This window comes from Cellvibrio sp. BR (assembly GCF_000263355.1).
Taxonomy (GTDB): Bacteria; Pseudomonadota; Gammaproteobacteria; order Pseudomonadales; family Cellvibrionaceae; genus Cellvibrio.
Genome location: NZ_JH668200.1, coordinates 741,032 through 757,777, shown reverse-complemented (window position 1 = coordinate 757,777; position 16,746 = coordinate 741,032). Strand labels below are relative to the sequence as shown.

Genomic DNA, 16,746 nt, shown 5'->3' with positions numbered 1-16,746 from the left:
TGTCCTAGAGCTTGTCGAAGGAGTCAGTAATCAGGCAATCGAAACGGCGCGCATCATAATCCACCACTCGCGCCACATCTTGCGGTTGAATGATGTTTTTAGCAGCCGCATCTTTGGCCAGCTCTTCAATAGAAGAGCCACTGATCTTGCCGGTATTTTTCGCCTTGAGGAATGACTGCCACACAGGACCAAGTGACAAAAGCATTTGATAGGTACCCTCCACGCGACCAAATGCATCCTCCGGGTCGTGACTGACATAGAGGTACTGGCCGAGCATGGTGCGCACCGGATTCTCCTCCATGATTAAATCTCCCAGTTCGCGAATCAGATGATCATTGGGTTTCTTCACAATACTGCCAAACGGCATAGCGACAAAACTGATCACTTTGGCGAGGAATTTCACCGGGAAATTATCGGCAAAGTCACGCAGCGCCTCCTGTGCAATATAAAGTGCCCGGGTTAAGGCGTACTCTGCGTGCGCATCTTCTGCGCGGGTGCGTGCATGAGCAGAGTGGAATTTCAAAATCGCACAGGCGATAAACAACTGGCTGTGCACATCACCCAAGCGCGCTGATAGCAACTCGCGGCGCTTGAGATTGCCACCCAGAACCCCGAGGGCAATATCCGACATGGACGCTAAGGCCGCACTCAACAAATTAATGCGCTGATACCAGCGCTTGCTGAAATCATCGGCATTGGCGGGCAGGCTGCTGAACCGGCCGCCCACTATGCCCAGCAATTTGGTGCGTAGCATGTTGTTGGCGATATGGCCAAGGTGCGAAGTAAACAACTTATCGAACTTTTTCAGGCCCTCGCTGCCGTTTTCCAACTGCATGGCTTGCATCTCTTCAAACAGGAAAGGATGGCAACGCATAGCGCCCTGACCAAAGATCATCAGCGAGCGGGTAAGAATATTGGCACCCTCAACAGTAATCGCCACCGGTACCGAGTGGTAAGAAGCGACTAAAAAATTGCGCGGGCCTTTTTGAATGGCGCGGCCACCCACCACATCCATCGAGTGCTCGACCGATTTACGCATCAGTTCAGTGGCGTGATATTTAGCCATGGCGGTCATTACCGATGGTGCGCCGGTTTCCAAGCCCTTGGTAACGAACTGGCGCATCGCCTCCAGGGTATAACCGGTCGCCGCGATTTCGGCAGTAGCTTCTTGCACCCCTTCAAACTTGCCGACTTCGGTATTGAACTGGCGACGAATACGCGCATAGGCGCCGACCATGCGGTAGTTCATTTCACCGCTGGCGGTAGACAGTGCCGGTAGCGAAACCCCGCGACCAGCGCCGAGACATTCAATCAACATGCGCCAACCCTTACCGGCCATGGCGGCACCGCCGATAATCCAATCCACGGGGATAAATACATCCGTCCCGTAAATGGGGCCATTCATAAAGGGTGAGCCGGGGTTGTGGCGCTTGCCAATCTCTACACCGGGGTGGTTGGCGGGGATCAATGCACAGGTAATACCGTAGTCAGTTTTGCTGGCATCCCCCAACAAACCTTCAGGGTCGTACACTTTAAAGGCCAAACCCACTACCGTTGCCACCGGGGCGAGGGTGATCCAGCGCTTGCTAAAGGTGAGCTTCAGGCCGATGACTTCCTGCCCTTCAAACATACCCTTGCAGACAATACCGGTATCGGGAATTGAGCCCGCATCGGAGCCCGCTTCGGGGCCAGTCAGGCCAAAACAGGGAATCTCGGTACCGTTCGCCAAACCGGGCAACCAGCGCTGGCGCTGCTCTTCGGTGCCGTATTTGACCAGCAACTCACCTGGGCCGAGGGAGTTGGGAACCATCGCCGTAACCGCCGCCGTGCCGGAACGGCTGGCGATTTTGCTCATAATGCGGCTTTGTGCGTAGGGGCTAAAATCGCGCCCGCCGTACTCTTTGGGGATAATCAACCCAAAGAAATTTTTGTCTTTGAGGAACTGCCATGCCTCTGGCGGCAGGTCTTTAAGGTCATTCTGGATCTTCCATTCGTCCAACAAAGCACAGAGTTCACTGACCTCGTTATCAATAAAGGACTGCTCTTCGGCGGTGAGCTGCGGCAGGCTGATTTCGGCAAACTCATTCCAATCGGGACGGCCGCTAAACAGCTGCTTTTCCCACCAGGTAGTACCCGCTTCCAGGGCATCGCGCTCAGTGGCGCTAATGGGCGGCATGGATTTTTTGAGCATGGCAAACACCGGTTTGGTGAGCAATGCGCGGCGCACGGAACCTACATTGAGCACAACCAGAATCAATGCCAAGGGCACCACTAACCAAGGGGAGAGCATAGCCGGGGTGATAGCACCGAGCACCAGCCAGGCGATAATCACAATCGATGACGCAGCAGCCAAAGCCACCTGACGGTAAGTCAGCACGGCGACCAATATCCATATCGCGAGTAAAGAAAGCAGTAACATCATTTTATTGACCTCTGATCCGTCTATCTGTGTTGGTTTTTATTGCTGATTTATTCTAATCATGGTTTTGCGGCGCAAACCCTACCACTAACCTTAGCCCAATACCGTTAAGTCGGTGATATTTCCATTGCAACACCCAAAACCTTGCCTTGCTTGCGGGCTGGCACAATTTACAACCGGCGTGCACCCAACAGCTGTTGCTCCAACTCATCTACCGCGAGCAATCGATCATCTATTAACTCAATACGACTATCGAGCAGATCCAGCTCAGCGTCCGCGTCCAGTGGTTTCACACTCAGTACACCCTGCTCGGCATTAAACATGTAGACACCCTGATCAGTATTCATCACCGCTTTGGCGCGCACCAGCGCCAACCCGGTCATCCAGCCGAAGAGTTGATTGAAGTCAAACACGATTGCGGGTTGGAACATCCAGCCACAGGAGTAAAACCCCTGCCCGCTATTTTCGCGGCGCAGATACTCCTTACCTTCCGGCAACTTAATTGCCGCATTGTAAAGCTCACGCTGGGGACTGAGGCGGTTGGGTTTGGCTGCCGCGTGTAAACCGGGGTGAGTCAGTGTGTGAGCCTGGCGCGGATAATCCAGCCAGGGCAATTGTAGAGCCCCCTGCTCCACCGCAAACGACGCTTGTTTAGGCGGTGTAAAACTGGCGACAAGATCGTCGAAATTGGCGCGATCCAGCGGCGAACACTGGTCGATCTTGTTGGCAACCAGCACATCGGCCACGGCGATTTGATCGTTAAATGTCGCATTGCCGGTATAGCGCTCGTCACTCAACTTGCGCGGATCAACGAGAGTCAGGGTCGCGCGCAAATCCAGCACTGTGTCGTAATATTCGCCGGTCAGGGTATTGATGATTTCTTCCGGGTGACCAAGGCCGGTGGGCTCAATCAAAATGCGGTCGGGTTTGGTGCGGGCAATAAGCATGTTCAGCGCCATTTTCATCGGCAGCCCCGCCACACAGCAAATGCAACCGCCCGGCACCTCACGCACATGGGCGTTACTCTCTTTGAGCAGCGCGCCATCGATACCGATTTCACCAAACTCGTTCACCAGCACCGACCAAACCTCGCCCGCCGGTTTAGTCGCAAGCAAGTGTTTAATCGCCGTGGTTTTACCCACCCCTAAAAAGCCGGTGATGATATTGGTTGGAATCATGAAACATCCTTAACACGTTAAATGCCAAACAGGGTTGATGCAGGCAGGCTGCGCGGCCGCCAGTCTAGTGATAATCCCTCCCCACTGAAACAGAGCGCGATAAATACTCCCCCCAAGACCATGACTATTTTTTATCAATACTGTGTAAAAATGTAACTTAATGTAATCGGTTGCAAATTTTTGTATGGATGACATAGGTCATAGTTTTAACTATTAAGCCCAAAGCCGCCCTCAAATAAAACTAACAAGTTGTTATTTTTCATATAGATAAATAAAAAACGTTAGAAGCCAATATTTTTATCTATCAAAAGACCCGCTTTTTTATAATTTTTTTTACGCACAAATCATTTGAAAATGTAAACGATTACAAATAGGATTCCGCCTTCTCGAGCATGGGACGGCAATTCATATACAAGCCTCACCCGACCGAGCGCCTGGTCTTGAGCAACCTCACGAGCAATAGACGACATAACAAATCAAAAAACTAGAGGACGTACGCATGAAGAGTTCTGCAAGTTTTAACCGGAAGTTACTTTCCACCCTGATCGCCGCCAGCCTTGCCACGGGTACCTACGCACAAGACCAAGGCTTGGAAGAAGTAGTGGTCACCGGTATTCGCGCCTCCCTGACCAACTCTGTCAGTGTTAAACGCAATTCTGCCTCGGTAGTGGACGCCATCAGCGCCGAAGACATTGGCAAGCTGCCGGATACCACCATCGCCGACTCACTACAGCGCGTACCCGGCATTCAAATTCGCCGCAATGCAGGTGAAGGCTCAACCGTGAACGTGCGCGGTATGCCACAAGTGAGTACGCTGCTGAATGGTGAACAATTCCTCAGCGCGGGTTCTATCACTACTGCCCAACCCGAATTTACCGATATTCCCGCCGAACTGCTGTCGCGCGTGGATGTCATTAAATCTGCCCAGGCCTCAACCCTGGCGGCCGGTGTTGCCGGTACTATCGACCTGAAAACCCGTCGCCCCTTTGACCTGGATTCAGGCTGGACTTTTGCGGGTTCTGCCGAAGCCTCACAAGGCCAGTACACCGATGACGATACCGGCCATAAAGTGAATGGTTTTGCCGGTTTTAATAACGGTGACAACTTTGGCGCCCTGGTCAGTGTTTCCAATTCCGAAGCCACCCTGGCCAACTACCGTTACGGTATGTACAGCGACTGGTGGTTCCGCGGTTATAACGAGTCATCCCAGCCTGTTAGAGGCACAGATCCGCTGTGGCCAGCTTACGGTACTCCTACCGATCTCACTGGCGATGGCGATACCAACGACCAGGTTTTTGGCACCATCGACTACGGCGTTACCAACCGTATGGCCGAGCGCGAGCGCACCGGTGTCTCGGCAACGGCCCAATTCCAGGTAAATGATCGCGTTGAATTATTGGCCGATGTTTTTTACACCAAGATGGACCAAGGCGACTATGTTAATGGCTTGATCGCCGATAACTCCTGGGCACAGTACGATTGGGTAAGGCCGGCCCCGTCCACCCTGATCAATCGCGGCCCAGCTGCGGACGCGAACGGCACCGGTAAAGATTTCTACACCTCATCCATTACCAATCTGGATGCCTTGCGGGTTATCGCCAAAGGTGAAACCCAAATGGATGAGCGCGAATCGCTGAACTTTAACCTGCAGGCCAATGTAGAACTGACCGACAAGCTGAGCGGCTCGGTGCGCTACGCTCACGGTAATGCGACTAACGATCACACCGGCAGTTTTGCCGATGCACTGCTGACCAGCGGCATGCAATCCGGTCTGCAAACCAGCTATGGTGGGGTAAAAGCGCCGGTTAACCCGGGTGGTTACGGCCCTAATGGCGAGCGCGTACCGGTAGTAGCCGACTTCTCTGGCAAACACCCCAGCATTCAATACCCCGCCGGTTTTGGTCAGGATATTAATAGCTACGGCTTGGTCTCCTCTTTCGCGCATCAAAACCGCGAAGAAGAATCGACGCTGGACGTGTTCCGCGTTGACGGTACTTACGACTTCCAGGACGGGGTAAAACTGGACTTCGGCTATCGCTTTGCCGACCGCGAAATCGAACGCTACCAATATGATCTGATCGCTCCCTTTACCGTGAAAGATGCCAATGGCGCGGATGTCACTGTCTACTCCAAATGGAAAGACTCAGGTATCGCCGGTGTGAAAGATGGCGACACCATTGCCCGCACCTTCAAGTTCACCGAGCTGCAAGAGCTGGGCTATATCCATCAGGTGAGCGATTTTGGCCCGGCTAGCGATGGCAATAGCTACTACTTCATCAACCCCAAAGCGATGAAAAATACGGCGGCGTTCCACGAGGCGCTCTACCCCGGCAACGTGCGACAAAAAGATGGCTCACAAAGTTTTGTAGTGGGCGACCAAACCCAAACCTTCTACATTCAAGGTTCATTTGAAGGTGAAGCTGGCCTGCCATATCAAGCCAACTTCGGTATGCAGTACGTAGAAACCAGCCTCGACATCACCCAATTTATCCCTTCGGTCGATACGACCAAGGTGACAGTGGATGGCGTGGTGTATCCGGCACTGGATGGTGTTGCACCGACTATCGCCGATACCGAGGTAGTTGAACGCAAATTCAATGACTTCCTGCCACGTTTCAATATCGCCTTTGATACCAGCGAAGACACCAAGTTGCGCTTGGCCTACTCCAAAACCATGACCCAGTTGGATGCCAACGATCTGGGCTTGGGCCGCACCTATACCACCAATAACAACCCCGAATTGGGTGTGTTCCAGGTGGTTAGCGCGTCGCAAAACGGCAACCCCTACATGGAGCCATGGCGCGCCGATAACCTGGATTTGAGCTACGAGTGGTATTTCACCGAGAGCGGCATCCTGAGCCTGGGCATGTTCCGTGTGGATGTAGAAACCTCTATCGCCACTACCACGGTTCGAATTCCAACTGTCGCCGACTCGGACGGCGTCAACCGCAGACCGGGTGAAACCATGGATTTGACTACCCGTGGCAATACCGACGGCGGCGTGGTGAAGGGAATGGAATTGGGCTATCAGCAAGCGTTTGATTTCTTGCCTGGCGCCTGGGGTGGTTTGGGTGCAACGGTAAACTACACCTTTACTGATGGCACCGGCGGCGAAAAAGACTTCTACGGCGCAACCATGCCGATGGCCGATAACTCGGAAGATCAGGTCAACGCCGTGCTCTGGTACGAATACGACCGGTGGCAAGCGCGTGTTGCCTACAACTACCGCAGCGAGCGTTTTATTGGTCGCGCCTGGAACGACGGCAGCCCGGCCGCTTGGTGGCAAGCGCCTACCTCATACGTGGATGTTTCGGTTAGTTATGACATCAACGATAACCTGACGGTCTATGCGCAAGGCACAAATGTCACCGAAGAGTATGAAGAGACTTACATGCAATGGAGCGACGTAGTCGTTAACCAAAATGTGTATGAAGCTCGTTATACCCTGGGTGTCCGCGCCAAGTTCTAGGTAGAACGGGAGCCAGCCTCCCGTTCAAATAATCCGGAAGCCCATAAAAAAACTCTGCCTGGTGCAGAGTTTTTTTATGGGTATAAGAATCAGGCCGAAAAGCACCTCAACCCGATAATTGCCAGCGCATCAACAGCGCGCGATGGTCGTTAAAGTTCAAACTGCAGCGACGCAAAAATTCATCGACAGCAGCGATGTCGAAACACGCCTCCTCCGCAGTTGCCCTACGCAGCTGTTCACCTTTGGGCACAATTCCCATGCCGGTAAAAATGCTGTACCAGGAAGGTGCCGGATAATAATTGCCCAGCTGGAGCCGATTAATTTCCGCCGCTAAATCCTTACCGGCATACCAGCTGCGGTACAACTCCAACATAACTGGCGATACATCCTGCTGATTGGCAGTGTTAGCGCACCAATAGTCAGTGTCGCGCCGCGAACTGGTTTTGTAGTGGGTAACAATATAATCGCGCACGCCATCAAAATGATTATTCATACGTTGATTAAATTCAGCCTGTAGCCGATTGGTAAATTCCCCACGCGCAAAACATTCCGCAAAAATCGCGACCGTCTGCTGCACCAAAAATAACGCGGTCGCTTCCAACGGTTCGATAAAACCCTGCGCTAATCCCACCGCCAAACAATTGTGCGCCCAGTGCTGCTTCACCCGCCCAACTTTCATTTTCAAATGACGCACCGGTACGTCAGCATCCAATAACCCCAAGTGCGCACGCAATTCTGTTTCGGCTTGATCTGCCGAGCAAAAATCAGCGCTATACACATAACCATTGCCATAGCGATTGGTGAGTGGAATTTGCCAGGCCCAACCGCATGACATTGCAGTCGCCAGTGTTTGCGATGGAATTTTTTCTCCGATAACCGAAGGCATAGCCACAGCCGCATTGTTCAACAAATTATTGGCGTAACTTATAAAGGGAACCTGCAAGGTTTGTTGCAGCAACAAGCTGGAAAAACCGGTGCAGTCGACAAAAAAATCAGCAGCAATAATGCGCTCGTCCGCCAACTGCACGCTGGCAATATCACCATTTTCCCGTTGCTGTACCGCAACGACATGCGCAGACTCATGAATAACCCCCAGAGCCAGCGCTTTTTTCCGCAAAAATTGCCCGAGCAATGTGGAGTCAAAGTGATAGCCATAATGCACGTCAAACGGAAAATGCTCCGGCGCTACAGGTGCAAGGCATTGTTGTGCCAGACGCGCAGCAATAAAAAAGCGATCGGGTTGAGCGTAAACATCCGCACCACGCAAACGCATTTGCGCGTTGTGCATAAACATCGGCAAGGTCTGGCGATCCAAGGCCGCCGAAAAAGGATGGAAATAGGATTCAAAACCAGCGTGGGTTGACCAGCCATCAAAGCGAATACCGCACTTGTAGGTGGCGTTGCATGCGGGCATCCACTCACTTTCAGCGATATTCAAACGATCAAAAAATAATTTAAGTGCAGGTGTTGAACCTTCACCCACGCCGATAATGCCAATGTCGGGAGATTCAATTACACGAATACTGACGCCCTGCTGAATCCACTCGCGCGCCATAACCAACGCACTCATCCAGCCAGCGGTACCACCACCGACAATCACGATATTTTTCATAATAATTCTTTAGCAAACTTGCGAAGGATTCATCTTAACCTTACCAGCGGGAGATGTAACCGTTATCATAAATTTCGCGCAGGAATTTTTCGTAAAGCGTCGTATAGTTACGACATGCTCTCTCAAACTGTGTGGTGACAAATGATGGCTTCTGCTCAAGTGTTGATTACGCGTGTCCTTTGCGTGATAGGCATGATCGCGTTTTCCACGCTTGCCCAGGCTAATAGCGACTTATTACAGGTTAAATATATTGGCAATAACCATCAGGTCAGCGAACAATATTATCTTGCGCTGATTGCCGCCGCGTTAGAAACAACACGGGCTAGCCATGGTCCCTATCAGATTAATTTTACCGAACAGACGCTCCCGTCTGAACGCAAACACGAGTTATTAATTGCTGGGGACGCAGTTAATATTGATCGCTTGGTTGGCTTTCCGGTAGCGCAGGGGCCGCGCTTGAAATTGTTGCGGGTAGACCACCCCATTTTGCAGGGGGCCATGGGCTATAGGGTATTGGTGATTCACAAAAACAAACAAGCGCGGTTTAACAAAATTCATTCGTTAAATGAACTGCGCCAATTACGCATGGGCTTTGGGCGCGGCTGGGAGGGGCATGTCTACACCCATAATGGATTAAATGTGACTGAGTCACTCAACATGAGCAGTCTGTTAAAAATGTTGGCGGCGCAGCGCTACGCGTTTGTGCCGTTGAGCATTATTGAAGTTGAAGACAATTACCTGCTGGACGGTAGACGTGCGAATAACCTGGTGATTGAAAATAATCTGCTGCTCTATATGCCGCTGCCAGTATATTTTTATGTGAGCCCCAGCGCTCCCGAGTTAGCAGAGCGGCTGCAAATCGGCTTACAAATATTGACCGAATCAGGCGCAATAGATGATTTATTTCAGCACTACTTTGGCGCTCGATTAGCGCGCTTGAATTTATCCAAGCGCCGTTTGATTCCGCTAGAAAACCCCGATAAAAATGACAACCACCCCGAAGCAGACCATGAGTGGCTGAACAATTTTTAATACCTAGTGATACACAATATCTTTATAAGTCGGCGCCAGTTTAGCGAGTAATCTGTTTTGCGTGGCGACTGGCACATCGCATTGCTCCATGGCCAAAATCAAATCATCCACAATCGCATTAAATTCGGTATTGGTGTAGTTATACCCGGCGTGAATGGTTTTCATGGAGTCACCCTGGTATTCGCAAGGGCCTTGCACCAGGGCGCAGACATAATTGGTAAATCCGATTTTAAATTTCTGCATATTCACTCCCTTAAAGCGATGTTTTACCCGCTCATCTTGCGCGAAATTTAAAATCATCTGATGGGTGATATTGGCAATGCCCTCCTGTTGACCCAGCGCGTCGTAAAGCGACTGCTCTCTGGGTGAATTTGTGCAGGCGGATAGCAACAAGAAAATGCAAATGATGAATATCTGGCGCAGTAACATTATTAAAAACTCCCCTGCAGCGATAAATACCAACCGGTTTGATCTTTAAAGGTGGCCACTTCACCCAAGTCCACATAAGCAGCAACCAGCGCTACGCGTTTGTTAGGAAACCAGCCAACAAATACTGTCTGCCAGTCATCCTCTTTAATGAAGGATAAATTGTTGGGCTTCTGGCGATATTCCGCTCCCACTAACCAATGGCGATTGACTAAGACACCCGCGGATATCTCCGGCAGCAATTCATAGTCATCATTTTTATCGCCGCCAAAACCCACCAATCCGGTTTGATTGGCCTTGGTATAACGCAAGTTGGCATTGAGTAATAAATTGCGATGCAACAATCCACCCAGAATTAATTTGGTGGCAGTGAAATTGATATCGGTGCCTGAGTCGTCTTTTGCACCAACCGCCGCTGGCACCAAAAAATCCAAATTCTTTTTATGCTGAACACCGATACTCAGTTGCGGCATTGGTGTGTAAATTAAATCGCCCGCTACCCGCACCTTGGCAGAAACAATTCGCTGGCTAATGGAATCACTCGGCAGGGACAGCGCGGTAGTTAATGAATCGTGAGTCAATTTTTGCTGCGCGATGGATAGCTCCACACGATTGCGCCAACTCCAGCTACCGCCAATCGCTTCCAATTGATAATCGCCAGTATCCACATAACTCGCAAAGGCGGTAGCACTCTGCTCTTCCTGCGCGCCGTAACCGGAAATAACCGCCATAGGCACTATGCCACCACCGGCACTGCCTTCAATAGTTGTTGCGCCGCCGGTTGCCAATAAGCGACTGCGCTCAACGGGTTTATCAGCGGCCAAATCAGCTTCGGTCACCGCTTGCGCAAACAATGCTGGCAGCAATAACACAATACTCAATAATATTTTTTGCACAGTCATTTTTTGATAGCCCTTATTTTCATGCGCGCAGCTCCGCCAGATACCGATTCACCCACTGAATAAAATCTTCCGCTGGTAGCGGCTTGCTATACAAGTAGCCTTGAGCGGTATCGCAGCCGTAATCTTTTAATAACGTTTTAATCGCCTCAGATTCAACACCTTCCGCCGTAATGCTCAAGCCGAGGGTATGCCCTAAATCAATCGTGGAGCGCACAATCAATTGATCATCAGCGCTGGTGTCCAAATTTAAAATAAAGGATTTATCAATTTTTAATTCCGAAACCGGCAATTTTTTTAATTGCGAGAGCGACGAATAACCAGTGCCAAAATCATCAATCGACAAGGTCAAACCCAGGTCGCGCAAACGGCGCAAATTATTCAGGCATTTATCGGCCTCGCGCATGATGGCGCTCTCGGTAATTTCCAATACCAAATGCTCGGCAGGCACACGTTGTGACTGCAACAACTCGGCGACATAGGCGGGCAGGTCATCCACTAACAGGTCAAGCGCCGAGAGATTTACCGAGCAGGTGATATTAATTTGCATATCCAATAAACGACGCAAATGCGTTACTGCCGTTTTTAACGCCCAGCGCGTAAGCAAAGTAATTTGCCCGGAACTTTCTATGACGCTGATAAATTCATCCGGGCTGACAAAACCCATCTCCGGATGGTGCCAGCGCACCAGCGCTTCCGAACCCAGTTTGTCGGGCTGATCCAAATTAATTTTCGGCTGGTAATACAGGCTGATATGACCGGCATTTAACGAGGACTCAAATTCACGAAACAAATGCAAACGACGCAAATGTTTTTCATCCCACCCCGATTGATACCAACAGCTGCGCTGCTCACTCGCGCGTCCCTCATTTAAGGCGAGATTAGCGCGACGCAATAACGAATCCGCCGAATCGGCATCCGCCGGATAGGTCGCCAAACCGATATTCATTTCCACACTGACTTGAATACCGCTGACCTGTAGCGGCGTTTTAAACCCGGCATGGATCAATTCAACCAGCTCATTCACCGTCTCTTTATCGGGCGCCATTAAAATAGCTAAAAACTCATCGCTACCAAACCGCAATACTTCACCGTGCGTTAACAACCGGTGAATTTTTTGGCCGACTTCGCGCAACACCGCATCGCCAATTTCCTGGCTGAGTTCATCGTTGATCTGGGTGAAATTTTTAATATCTATCACTAACAAAAATACGGCTTGTTTCAGCGGTCGCGAGCGCGAAATCGCCTCTTCCAAACGCGGAAAAATCACCAGCCGGTTGGGCAGGCCGGTCAGCGGATCATGCTCTGATTGATACAATACTTGCTGTTCACGCTCGCCAATCGCTTTTTGCATGCTGATAAAAGCGCGTGCCAAATCGCCCAACTCATCATTGGATTTCACCGCAATCGGGGTGGAATAAAAACCACCGGCAATGCGCCGCGCAATTGTGGCTAACAAGGTCACCGGGCGCGTGACGCTGCGCGCTAAAAATAATGCCGCTATACCGGCAAGCACAGAAAACACCAACGCCAGCACAAACAACTGCACATTTAAATGCGAAAAGTGCGCGAGGGATTGGCTTAAAGATACCTGTAATACGGCAATCAACTGCTGGTTTTGACGCGCCGCCGGCACCGCCAGGGAAATAAAATCGTCATAGATAAATACATCGCCCAACTTCTCGCGCTGTGTTAATTGGCGAATTAAATTCTGTGGTTGCTCATGGCTAAGCGTGCCGTTGAGATAATGAAAGCCATCGTCTAACTGACTGACAAACGACACTTCCAGACCGGTCAGTTTGCGCAGTTCTGCGCTGAAATCCTGTTTTATTTCAAAACCCATTCCCGCAAGGCCAATTACCACTGGCGCCTTGACCGTAAACATTACAAATTGGTAGGCGCGACCATCCACAAAAATAATGTCATACGCCTGACCGCGACGCTGGGCCTGATCTTGCAAGTTGGCAAATTCATCGCCCACCTGCAATGCAAAACTTTCACTGCTAGCCACTAATTTGCCATCGCGACCAATCATCACACCGATATCCGCTTTTACCCGCGCCGAGTGATTCATTAATGCCGAGGCAATGGTTTTTTCGTCGTTAGTGGCTACCGCATCTTTAAAGCCAAAATCTTCCGTAAGCACTTTTACCGAGAGCGCCAACTGCTCAACATTTTTTTGCATGATGCGCGTAAACAACTCGCCACCAGCGAGTAATTCAACACGCGCATTTTGTGTCACCGCTTTATTAATGATGACACGTGTCGCGAGGTAGGAAATCGTTTCCAGCACAATCACTAACCCGATTAAAAAAGTTAGTAATTTGAGCAGATAACTAAACTTTGGCATTCCGGGTTCCGGTTAAAACAAGTTGGAGTAATCGTCTGCTGGCGCAGCGTTATCGGGAGGGTTCAGCTTCTCCAGGCGAATAGTCTGCGCTGCTGCACTCTCATTCAATTGCACCGCACTTGCCGGATAGTCGCCGGGCAAACGGGGATGATAGACCTGTAATTGATAGCTGCCTGCAGGTGCGCTGATGCTCACCTTGCCGGTGTTATCGGTCACTGCAAAATACTCGCTGTCCACCACATAAATATAGGCCACCATGGAATCGTGAATATTGCAGCCCAGCACTACAGTGCCGGGTTTATCAAACACTACTGGCTCCGCGGTCATACCGTGATAGAGACGCAACTCAAATTTTTTCGCTGGCGAAAAGGAATAGACGTGGTGGCGAACATCGTCGCCATTGGGAAAACGCACCTGGGTATTGGTACGAATGGCGAGCACCTTCGGCACAAACATATTCTGCCGCTGGTCCATCAGTGCGGTAGGTACATCGGTGTAATTGGGTTGCTGCGCGGGAATCAGGGCGATAACCCCATCTGCCAGCGGTGCACCGTCGGCGTCTACCAAGGTCGCCGTAAATTGCGCCGCAGCGACATTCATGGAAATAAGAAAAAAGCTGCACCACAAGGGGACTTTGCTAACCCAAAAAAAATATTTCATTGTGCAATATCTCTTATTAATTCGCAGCGATTGCGACCATTGGCTTTGGCGCGGTACAGCGCTTTGTCGGCACGTTCAAATGCACTGGCTAAATCATCGCCCGCTTTAAATTCGGTTAATCCAATAGAGATGCTGATGGACATAGGTTGGTTTTTGTAATTAAACGCCGCCTTGGCAATTGCCTCACGCAATTTTTCCAACACCACGAGCGCAGAGTCGGCATCGGTTTCCGGCATAAATGCCACAAATTCTTCGCCGCCATAGCGACAGAAAAAATCCACTTCACGCAGGCGTTTGGCAATCGAGCGGCCAATCACTTTAATCACTCGGTCGCCCGCCTGATGACCAAAGTTATCGTTTATCTTTTTAAAATAATCGATATCAAAAATCGCAATCGTCAATGGCCGTTGATAGCGCTGCCAGCGCTGAACTTCTGCTACGGCGCGTTCGTTATAGGCCTCGCGGTTAGGCAGCTCAGTGAGCGGGTCATGCAATGCTTTGTGCCGATGTTTTTCCAAACTGGAGCGATTTTGCTCCGCTTCGGTTTCCATCAGTTTTATTTTTTCGCCCAGCGTCGCTAACTGCTGCGCCAATTGATGTTGGTTGATATCGCTGCTCTGGTACTGATCAATTGCCTGGCGAATATTGCCAATCTGGGATTTCACCCGGTCTTTGAGTTGATTGATGTCGGTGGCACTATTGGCACTGGTTTCCAAATCACTCATCTCGCGCATTACGTCGTCTTGTAACTTGCGCGATGCCGCGAGTTCCTGTTGGTTATTTTTAACCGCGCCGCCCAACAACCCATAAATTTCGGCCAATTCCTGATTGACGTTTTTTAAATAATTGGCAAACGCCCGATTCGCCGCGAGGTAGGCCTCCATCACCAGATCACGCACAGCCTCCAGTGTTGGGATTAGCGCTGTTTGTGCCAACCCATTCGCCACCTGGCGGCGGATAGCGTCAACCTTTTCCTTTATCGCCGCTTCATTTTCAAGGCTGAGTAAAAACTGGTTCAGCACCCGTGCAATTTCCTCAGCATATTCCGGTGCCAGTTCAGGCACCTGACTTTTGGCGCGCGGGGCAATGTTCAGGGAAACGCGCGCCTCCTCGCGATGCTGTTCCAGCGCCGCTTGCGATTCTTCCTGTGCCAATGCATCAGGGTTATCCATATCTGCCAAGAGATCGGCGGCAGTCGTTTTAGGCTCCGCTTTGGCTCCCAGTAAGCGTTCAAAAAAACCGGTCTTTGGCTGTTCGATTTCCTCCAGCGCCAACTGTTGGATTTTGGCCAGCTGCTGCAACAGCGCCGGATAGAGGCGCACTTTCTTACTACGCTGGGGCAGCTGGGAAAGATAATCGCCCAACTCTTTTTTTACACTGCGCGACAATTTGAATTGCTGCAACGGTTTGGTCACGTCCATCAACGCCTGGCGCACATCCTGCGAGCCCTGTTCGCGCTGCTGCTCAAAGCTCAACGCCGCACGCTCCAACTGTTGGAGAATGTCGGACATATCCACCGTGCTCATATCGCCACGCAGCTTTTCACGCAGGCTGGCGAGAATCCGATCCAGTACTTCATCCTGTCCATCGGCGGCAATGCTCACGCGCACCAACGCGCTGCGCAAAATGGCCTGCTGCTCGGCAAACTTTTTTTCCAGCTGATCCTGTTCATCAAGCGCATTCAAATACTTTTCGCGCCAGTTATTTTTATCGCTGTTATTTGCTGTCATACAACCTGTGGGGACCTGCTTAATCGGGGCGTTGAAAAGGGAGTCTGTTGAGTATAGCCAGTGCTGCTTAAATCACATTTTTAGCGTCACAGAAAAACAAAACCCGCGCAGCGTAACGCGGCGCGGGTTTCAGGCAACAGCCTGGAAAAAGTTATTGCGCGGGCGCTGTGGTACCGCGTTCAGCGCGAATCTTGGCGACCAGAAAATCCACTACTTTCAGCATCTCGGCATGGCCACCCGCCAAACGCGAGCTGATGCGATATTTGCCATCAACTACCATTTCCGGTGTGCCGGTGATTTTGTAGCTGCGTGCACGGGCTTCGGCTTGTTTGATCTGGCTGGTAACACCAAAGGAGTTATAGGTGCTCAGTGCCTTGGCCTTGTCAACGCCGTAGGTAGCGAAAAAGTCAGCCCACTGTTCAGCACTATTGATTTGTTTGCGCTCCAAATGCAGGGCGTTAAAAACGGCCATGTGGGTTTTTTCTTTCAGCTTAAGCGCTACAGAGGTGTAGTAACCACGCACCAGCGGCTCCATCTGCGGATTCCACATAGCATGGGTTTGACTCAGGTAAACATCTGACCCCTGCTTTTTTTCCCAGGCTTGCAGCATGGGTTCAAAATCAAAGCAATGCGGGCAGGAATAGGCGAATACTTCCGCTACTTCAATTTTGCTGGGGTCACTGGTGCGTACCGGCTGCTCCAGTACCACGTAGTGTTGACCTTCTTTATAAGTATCAGCTGATTCCTGGGCACAGGCACTCAGCGAAAACACCAGCCCTAACAGGGCAACCAAAATACGCATAAACCGCTCCTCAATACTTATATTGTTGATGTAATAGTTGTGCAAAAACCTGTGGGTTTAGTCCTGCAATAGACTGACTAGTTCCCAACTTGGGCCGGATTCTGCGACCCAAGGTCATATCTGTAAAGAGCAGATACAAAAAAGGCGACCGGAGTCGCCTTTTTTAACA

11 protein-coding genes are annotated in these 16,746 nt (G+C 50.8%); 2 read left to right on the top strand and 9 right to left on the bottom strand.

From position 1 onward, the window contains the following. Positions 1–4: 4 nt before the first annotated feature. Both O59_RS03135 and O59_RS03130 read right to left on the bottom strand, forming a co-directional pair. A complete protein-coding gene (locus O59_RS03135; protein WP_225318511.1) occupies positions 5–2,422 on the bottom strand; it encodes an acyl-CoA dehydrogenase in 2,418 nt (805 codons plus the stop codon). 167 nt (positions 2,423–2,589) lie between these two features. After that, positions 2,590–3,597: a GTP-binding protein gene (locus tag O59_RS03130; protein ID WP_007639429.1), complete on the bottom strand. Its 1,008-nt coding sequence runs from the start codon at positions 3,595–3,597 to the stop codon at positions 2,590–2,592. A gap of 499 nt (positions 3,598–4,096) precedes the next feature. Between O59_RS03130 and O59_RS03125 the strand changes: the two genes are divergently transcribed. Then, a complete protein-coding gene (locus O59_RS03125; protein ID WP_007639426.1) occupies positions 4,097–7,066 on the top strand; it encodes a TonB-dependent receptor in 2,970 nt (989 codons plus the stop codon). A gap of 106 nt (positions 7,067–7,172) precedes the next feature. Here O59_RS03125 and O59_RS03120 read toward each other — a convergent pair whose 3' ends face one another. Then, positions 7,173–8,678 (bottom strand): tryptophan halogenase family protein, encoded by a 1,506-nt coding sequence (locus O59_RS03120; protein WP_007639423.1) that lies wholly within the window; start codon positions 8,676–8,678, stop codon positions 7,173–7,175. 141 nt (positions 8,679–8,819) lie between these two features. Between O59_RS03120 and O59_RS03115 the strand changes: the two genes are divergently transcribed. Then, entirely contained in the window at positions 8,820–9,710 is an 891-nt protein-coding gene (locus O59_RS03115) for a transporter substrate-binding domain-containing protein (protein ID WP_157152440.1), read from the top strand. A gap of 3 nt (positions 9,711–9,713) precedes the next feature. On the opposite strand, the gene O59_RS03110 is transcribed toward O59_RS03115, so the two are convergent. The 6 genes from O59_RS03110 to O59_RS03085 form a co-directional block, all read right to left on the bottom strand. Next, positions 9,714–10,139, bottom strand: a complete 426-nt coding sequence (locus O59_RS03110; RefSeq protein ID WP_007639419.1) for a group 1 truncated hemoglobin — start codon at positions 10,137–10,139, stop codon at positions 9,714–9,716. 2 nt (positions 10,140–10,141) lie between these two features. Further along, positions 10,142–11,038 (bottom strand): DUF3034 family protein, encoded by an 897-nt coding sequence (locus O59_RS03105; RefSeq protein WP_007639416.1) that lies wholly within the window; start codon positions 11,036–11,038, stop codon positions 10,142–10,144. A 19-nt stretch (positions 11,039–11,057) separates the two neighbouring features. Further along, a complete protein-coding gene (locus tag O59_RS03100; protein ID WP_007639414.1) occupies positions 11,058–13,385 on the bottom strand; it encodes a bifunctional diguanylate cyclase/phosphodiesterase in 2,328 nt (775 codons plus the stop codon). A 12-nt stretch (positions 13,386–13,397) separates the two neighbouring features. Further along, positions 13,398–14,045 carry a methylamine utilization protein gene (locus tag O59_RS03095; protein ID WP_007639412.1) on the bottom strand — a complete coding sequence of 216 codons (648 nt, stop codon included), beginning with the start codon at positions 14,043–14,045 and terminating at the stop codon, positions 13,398–13,400. Continuing rightward, the gene (locus O59_RS03090; RefSeq protein ID WP_007639410.1) at positions 14,042–15,775 is read right to left on the bottom strand and encodes a GGDEF domain-containing protein; all 1,734 of its coding nucleotides are present in this window, start codon (positions 15,773–15,775) and stop codon (positions 14,042–14,044) included. Before O59_RS03090 ends, O59_RS03095 begins: the two co-directional genes overlap by 4 nt. A gap of 151 nt (positions 15,776–15,926) precedes the next feature. Continuing rightward, the gene (locus tag O59_RS03085) at positions 15,927–16,577 is read right to left on the bottom strand and encodes a thiol:disulfide interchange protein DsbA/DsbL (protein ID WP_040391089.1); all 651 of its coding nucleotides are present in this window, start codon (positions 16,575–16,577) and stop codon (positions 15,927–15,929) included. Between the last annotated feature and the right edge of the window lie 169 nt (positions 16,578–16,746).

Bases quoted from the DNA above. Each gene is read 5' to 3' on its own strand.
- O59_RS03135 (WP_225318511.1), bottom strand. From the start codon at position 2,422: ATGATGTTACTGCTTTCTTTACTCGCGATATGGATATTGGTCGCCGTG.
- O59_RS03130 (WP_007639429.1), bottom strand. From the start codon at position 3,597: ATGATTCCAACCAATATCATCACCGGCTTTTTAGGGGTGGGTAAAACC.
- O59_RS03125 (WP_007639426.1), top strand. From the start codon at position 4,097: ATGAAGAGTTCTGCAAGTTTTAACCGGAAGTTACTTTCCACCCTGATC.
- O59_RS03120 (WP_007639423.1), bottom strand. From the start codon at position 8,678: ATGAAAAATATCGTGATTGTCGGTGGTGGTACCGCTGGCTGGATGAGT.
- O59_RS03115 (WP_157152440.1), top strand. From the start codon at position 8,820: ATGATGGCTTCTGCTCAAGTGTTGATTACGCGTGTCCTTTGCGTGATA.
- O59_RS03110 (WP_007639419.1), bottom strand. From the start codon at position 10,139: ATGTTACTGCGCCAGATATTCATCATTTGCATTTTCTTGTTGCTATCC.
- O59_RS03105 (WP_007639416.1), bottom strand. From the start codon at position 11,038: ATGACTGTGCAAAAAATATTATTGAGTATTGTGTTATTGCTGCCAGCA.
- O59_RS03100 (WP_007639414.1), bottom strand. From the start codon at position 13,385: ATGCCAAAGTTTAGTTATCTGCTCAAATTACTAACTTTTTTAATCGGG.
- O59_RS03095 (WP_007639412.1), bottom strand. From the start codon at position 14,045: ATGAAATATTTTTTTTGGGTTAGCAAAGTCCCCTTGTGGTGCAGCTTT.
- O59_RS03090 (WP_007639410.1), bottom strand. From the start codon at position 15,775: ATGACAGCAAATAACAGCGATAAAAATAACTGGCGCGAAAAGTATTTG.
- O59_RS03085 (WP_040391089.1), bottom strand. From the start codon at position 16,577: ATGCGTATTTTGGTTGCCCTGTTAGGGCTGGTGTTTTCGCTGAGTGCC.